This is a genomic window from Streptomyces sp. NPDC052496 (genome assembly GCF_040679095.1).
Taxonomy (GTDB): Bacteria; Actinomycetota; Actinomycetes; order Streptomycetales; family Streptomycetaceae; genus Streptomyces.
In genome coordinates this window covers 1-5,312 of record NZ_JBFAUH010000061.1, presented here as the reverse complement: position 1 = coordinate 5,312, position 5,312 = coordinate 1, and the positions used below count along the sequence as shown (strand labels likewise).

Here is a 5,312-nt window from a genome sequence, read left to right as displayed (position 1 = left end):
CTGGACCACCCACCACACCCTCGAATACCTCGGCCGCACCGACAACCAAATCAAAATCCGCGGCTTCCGCATCGAACTCGGCGAAATAGAAGCCGTACTGACGGGCCACCCGCAGGTCGCCCGGACCATGGCGATGGTGCGCACCGACCGCCCCGGTGAGCAGCAGATCGTGGCCTACGTCGAGGGACCGGCCGCGGGGCCCGCGGCGGCACACCTGGTCGGGGAACTGCTCGAACGGTGCGCCGAACGGCTGCCCGCCTACATGGTGCCGTCGGCCATCGTGGTCATCCAGGAGTGGCCGCTGACGCCGAACGGGAAGGTGGACCGCAAGGCCCTGCCCGCCCCGGAGCGGCCGGCCGGAGCCACCGGCGGCCGGGCCCCGCGCACGCCGCAGGAGGAGACCCTGTGCGGGATCTTCGCCGAACTGCTGGGGGCGGATTCGGTGAGCATCGACGACAGCTTCTTCGCACTGGGCGGCCACTCGCTGCTGGTGACCCGGCTGATCAGCCGGGTACGGACGGCACTGGGCGCCGAGCTGTCGGTCCGCACCGTCTTCGAGAAGCCGTCCGTCGCGGGGCTGGCCGAGGAGATCGGCACGGCTCGCCGGGCCCGGCCCGCCCTCCGGCGTATGCGCAACTCCTGACCCCCCTCCTTCCCGCACCGCTCGTATTCAGTTCCAAGAGGAGTTCCGCCATGTACCCGTTGTCGTTCGCGCAGCGGCGGTTGTGGTTCGCTTTCCAGGTGGAGGGCCCCAGCCCGACCTACAACGTCCCGGTCGCCCTGCGGCTGACCGGTGACCTGAACCGTGCCGCGCTGGAAGCGGCACTCGGTGACGTGGTGGAACGGCACGAGATCCTGCGCACCCGCTACGCGGAGCAGGCCGGCGAGCCGTGCCAGATCGTCCTCGACGGCGACCAGGCACGGCCCACCCTGGAACTGGTCGAGCTGGACGGGCCGGAGCAGCTGCGCGCTGCCCTGGACGAGGCCGCCGCGTACGGCTTCGACCTTGCCGCCGGTGTGCCGGTCAAGCTCACCCTGTTCAAGGCCTCCGAGCAGGAACACGTCCTGCTCGTCCTGCTGCACCACATCACCAGCGACGGCTGGTCCATGGGCCCCCTGACCCGCGACCTGACCACCGCCTACACCGCCCGCCTCGACGGCCAGGCCCCCACCTGGGAGCCCCTGCCGGTGCAGTACGCGGACTACACCCTGTGGCAGCGCGAAGTCCTCGGCGACGAGAACGACCCCACCAGCCTCCTGGCCCAGCAGCTCGACCACTGGCGCAAAGAACTCACCGGCGCCCCCGAACTCCTCGAACTGCCCCTGGACCACCCCCGCCCACCTGTCGCCACCCACCACGGCGCCACCGTCGCTCTGGACATCGACGCCGAACTGCACCGCGCGCTGCTGTCCGTCGCCCAGGAATCCGGCGCCACCCTTTTCATGGTGCTGCACACCGCCCTGGCCGCCCTGCTGTCCCGCCTGGGCGCCGGCACCGACATTCCCATCGGCACCGCCGTGGCCGGACGCTCCGACGAAGCCCTCGATGATCTGATCGGCTTCTTCGTCAACACCCTCACCCTGCGCACCGACCTCTCCGGCGACCCCACCTTCCGCCAGCTCCTCGCCCGCGTCCGCGAAACCGATCTGACGGCCTTCGCCCACCAGGACATCCCCTTCGAGCGGGTCGTCGAGGCGGTCAATCCGTCCCGGTCGCTGTCCCACGCCCCGGTCTTCCAGACGCTGCTGTCCCTGCAGGACGCCGGCAAGGGCGGCTTCTCCCTGCCGGGGCTGGAGGTCTCCGTCGGCGACCTGGAGACCGGAGTGGCCAAGGTCGACCTGACCTTCACGCTGCGCGAGCGCCGCACGCCGCAGGGCACCCCGGCGGGTATCGGCGGCGAGGTGCAGTACGCGACCGACCTGTTCGAGCGGGAGACCGCACAGGCGCTGGCCGACCGGCTGGTGCGCGTGCTGGCTGCCCTCGCCGCTGACGCGGACGCTCGCGTCAGCCAGGTGGACGTCCTCATCGGCCGGGAGCGGGAACTGCTGCTCACCAGCTGGAACGACACCGCCCGGGGCGGTTCGGCCCGTACGATGCCCGAGCTCGTCGAGGCGCAGGCGCTGGCCAGGCCGGATGCTCCGGCGCTGGAGCACCGGGGCCGTACGCTCACCTACCGGGAGCTGGAGCAGCGCGCCAACCGGCTGGCCCGGCTCCTGGTGGAGCACGGCGCCGGTCCGGAACACATCGTGGCGCTGGCCCTGCCGAAGTCCGCCGACATGGTCGTGGCGGCGCTGGCGGTGCAGAAGTCGGGCGGCGCCTACCTCTCCATCGACCCCGCCTACCCGGCGGACCGGATCGGCTACATGCTGGCGGACGCCGCACCGACGTGCGTGCTGACCGACTCGGCGACGGCCGGCCACCTGCCCGAGGTGCCCTGCCCGCAGATCGAGCTGGACGACGCCCGGGTCGTGGCGCGCCTGGCGGAGCTGTCCGACACCACGGTGACGGACGACGAGCGCACCGCCCCGCTCGACGTCCACCACCCCGCGTACGTCATCTACACCTCGGGCTCGACCGGCCGCCCCAAGGGCGTCGTCGTCACCCACCGCGGCCTGGGGGACCTGTCGGTGAGCGTGGCGGAGCGCTACCTCATCGACCAGGACAGCCGGGTGCTCCAGCTGGCCTCGCCCAGCTTCGACGCCTCGGTGCTGGAGACGGTCATGGCGCTGACGAACGGCGCCACGCTGGTGGTGCCGGACGGCAAGCAGCTGGCCGGCGAGGAACTGGCCCGGGTCCTGGCCGACGAGCGGATCAGCCACACCCTGATGCTGCCCGCCGCGCTGGCCACCCTGCCCGAGATCGAGCTGCCCCACCTGCGGACGCTGGCCACCGGTGCCGACAAGGTCGGCGCCGAGCTCGCCGCCCGCTGGTCCGAGCGGCACCGGATGATCAACTCTTACGGTCCCACCGAAGCCACGGTCGTCGCCGCCATGAGCGAGCCGCTGACCGGCGCGGGCACCCCGCCGATCGGTACGCCGGTCGTCAACGGCCGGCTGTACGTCCTGGACGGCACGCTGCGCCCGGTGCCGCCGGGGGTGGCCGGTGAACTGTACGCCGCCGGCCCCGGTCTGGCGCGCGGCTACCTCGGCCGCCCCGCCCTGACCGCCGAGCGCTTCGTCGCCGACCCGTTCGGCCCGCCCGGCTCCCGGCTCTACCGCACCGGCGACCTCGTGCGCTGGACCGCCGACGGCACCCTGGAGTACCTCGGCCGCACCGACAACCAGGTCAAGCTGCGCGGCTTCCGTATCGAACTCGGCGAGATCGAGGCCGTGCTGTCCGAGGCGGCGGGCGTCGCCGACGCGCTGGTACTGGCCGCCCAGGACCACGCGGCCGGCCGGCGGCTGGTCGGCTACGTCACCACCGACGGCGCGGCCCCCGAGTCCGCCGCCCTGCGGGCCCACGTCGCCGCCGCGCTGCCCGACTACATGGTCCCGGCCGCGTTCGTCGTCCTCGACCGCTGGCCGCTGACCCCCAACGGCAAGATCGACCGCAAGGCCCTGCCCGCCCCCAGCTTCACGGGCGCCGGCGCCGCCGGGCGTGCCCCGCGCACGCCCCAGGAGGAGATTCTGGCCGGTGTCTTCGGCGAGGTCCTCGGCGTGGACTCCGTCAGCGTCGACGACAACTTCTTCGACCTGGGCGGGCACTCGCTGCTGGCCACCCGGCTGACCAGCCGCATCCGTACCGCTCTGGGCGCCGAGCTGTCGGTCCGGGCGGTGTTCGAGGCACCGACCGTCGCGCAGCTGGCCGCCCGGCTGAGGGAGGCGGGTTCGGCCCGTACGGCGCTGGCGCCGATGGCACGTCCCGACGTCCTGCCGATGTCGTTCGCGCAGCGGCGGTTGTGGTTCGCTTTCCAGGTGGAGGGCCCCAGCCCGACCTACAACGTCCCGGTCGCCCTGCGGCTGACCGGCGAGCTGAACCGTGCCGCGCTGGAAGCGGCACTGGGTGATGTGGTGGAGCGCCACGAGGCGCTGCGGACCCGCTTCACGGAGATGTCCGGTGAGCCGTGCCAGGTCGTCCTCGAGGGTGAGCAGGCCCGGCCTGTTCTCGAACTGGTCGAGCTGGGCGGGCCGGAGCAGCTGCGCGCTGCCCTGGACGAGGCCGCCGCGTACGGCTTCGACCTTGCCGCCGGTGTGCCGGTCAAGCTGACTCTGTTCCAGGTCGCCGACCGCGAGCACGTCCTGCTCGTCCTGCTGCACCACATCACCAGCGACGGCTGGTCCATGGGCCCCCTGACCCGCGACCTGACCACCGCCTACACCGCCCGCCTCGACGGCCAGGCCCCCGCGTGGGAGCCCCTGCCGGTGCAGTACGCGGACTACACCCTGTGGCAGCGCGACATGCTCGGCGACGAGAACGACCCCACCAGCGTCCTGGCCCAGCAGCTCGACCATTGGCGCAAAGAACTGTCCGGCGCCCCCGAACTCCTCGAACTGCCCCTGGACCACCCCCGCCCACCTGTCGCCACCCACCACGGCGCCACGGAGCACTTCGCACTGGACGCGGAGCTGCATGAGCGCATCACGCAGCTGGCTCGTGAGTGTGATGTCACGGTGTTCATGGTGTTGCAGGCCGGTCTCGCGACCCTGCTGTCCCGCCTGGGTGCCGGCGCCGACATTCCCATCGGCACGGCGGTGGCCGGACGCTCCGACGAAGCCCTCGATGATCTGATCGGCTTCTTCGTCAACACCCTCACCCTGCGTACCGACGTCTCCGGCGACCCCACTTTCCGCCAGCTCCTCGCCCGCGTCCGCGAGACCGATCTGGCGGCCTTCGCCCACCAGGACATCCCCTTCGAGCGGGTCGTCGAGGCGGCGGGAGTGACTCGCGCGCTCTCGCACACCCCGTTCTTCCAGGTCTCTCTCAACCTGGAGGACAGCACGGCGGGTGCGCCGGGTCTGCCCGGGTTGCAGGTGCGGCCCGAGCCGGTCGGTGTCCAGGCCGCCAAGTCCGAGCTGGTCTTCGGCCTGTCCGAGCAGCACACCGCCGACGGTGGACCGGCCGGTCTCACCGGGGCGCTCACGTACGCCACGGACCTCTTCGAACCCGCCGGTGCCAAGGCCGTCGCGCAGCGGTTCGTCCGCGTGCTGCGGGCCGTGGTGGCGGAGCCCGACCGGACCGTGGGCGCCGCCGGGGTGCTCTCAGCGGAGGAGCATCACGAGCTGGTGCATGTCCGTAATGCCACGCAGCAGGTGGTTCCGGCGCTGACGATGCCGCAGCTGTTCGAGGCCCAGGCCCAGCGCGCCCCGGACGC

Annotated in this window: 2 protein-coding genes; both read left to right on the top strand. The window is 72.2% G+C overall.

Annotated elements, in window-relative coordinates; all coding sequences use genetic code 11:
• On the top strand, positions 1-643 hold a 643-nt coding region (locus tag AB0L45_RS39305; RefSeq protein WP_365848605.1), incomplete at its 5' end, for a phosphopantetheine-binding protein.
• Between the two features lie 50 nt (positions 644-693).
• Positions 694-5,312 (top strand): amino acid adenylation domain-containing protein (locus tag AB0L45_RS39300; RefSeq protein ID WP_365848604.1); only part of this gene is annotated, 4,619 nt, incomplete at its 3' end.